The organism is Oleiphilus sp. HI0043 (genome assembly GCF_001634935.1).
This window is the reverse complement of the sequence record NZ_LWEY01000922.1, coordinates 1-807: the sequence shown is the minus strand read 5'-3', so window position 1 is coordinate 807 and position 807 is coordinate 1. Positions and strand designations below refer to the sequence as shown.

At 43.9% G+C, this 807-nt stretch carries 1 protein-coding gene; it reads right to left on the bottom strand.

All coding sequences use genetic code 11. The features are described 5' to 3' along the window. Positions 1-807: histidine kinase dimerization/phospho-acceptor domain-containing protein (locus A3729_RS10290; RefSeq protein WP_156497874.1), on the bottom strand; the 807-nt coding region annotated here is incomplete at both ends.

Sequence of the window (807 nt, the reverse complement as noted above, 5' to 3'; positions counted from 1 at the left end):
TCACCAAAGTCTTCGTAGACTTCTACTTTTAGGGTTACGCTACCGGAAGAAGTAAACTTTATCGCATTCGATATTAAATTCGTTAAGACTTGCCTGATTCGCCCAGGGTCACTTGTGATATGGGTTTTATTGATGCCCGAAACATCGACAACGAAGTCTATGTCTTTGTCGTATGCTTGCTTACTAAGTGTTTTCGCCAAGCTGGAGATTAAGTCAATTAAGTCGAAAGAGACCTGCTCAAGCTCGAGTTTACCTGACTCAACCTTAGAGAAGTCGAGTATATCGTTGATCAAGCTTAGCAAGGACTCAGCACTAGATTTTGCCAATGAGGCTCTTTGTCTTTGCTCATCACTGAGCTCTGTGTTCATCAGCAGATTGAGCATGCCGAGTACACCGTTCATTGGCGTGCGTACTTCATGACTCATGCTGGCCAGGAACTCAGACTTAACTTTCAACGCATTTTCGGCAACGGCTTTTTCTTCTTGAAGGGCTATTTCACGGAATTCTAGTTCTTGTGCGTAATCAGATAATTTTGAGGCTGAAACTTTGACCTCTGAAAGATCCTCGATACAAATAAAGGCTCCGAGGACTTCGTTATTTTCGCCAAAATCAGGATGGTAATTCGCTTTGCAATGCCTTATACCGTTAACGGTCGCCATATCTGTTTCCAAGTGACAGGACGTCCCGCTTAGAGCCTTTTTAATGTAGGGTTGAGTCCGTTCGTAAATGGCTTCACCCAAGGCTTCAGAAATTGCTTTACCCTTATAGGTGCTAGTATCACGGCCGCTCCAGCGACTATAGTTCTTG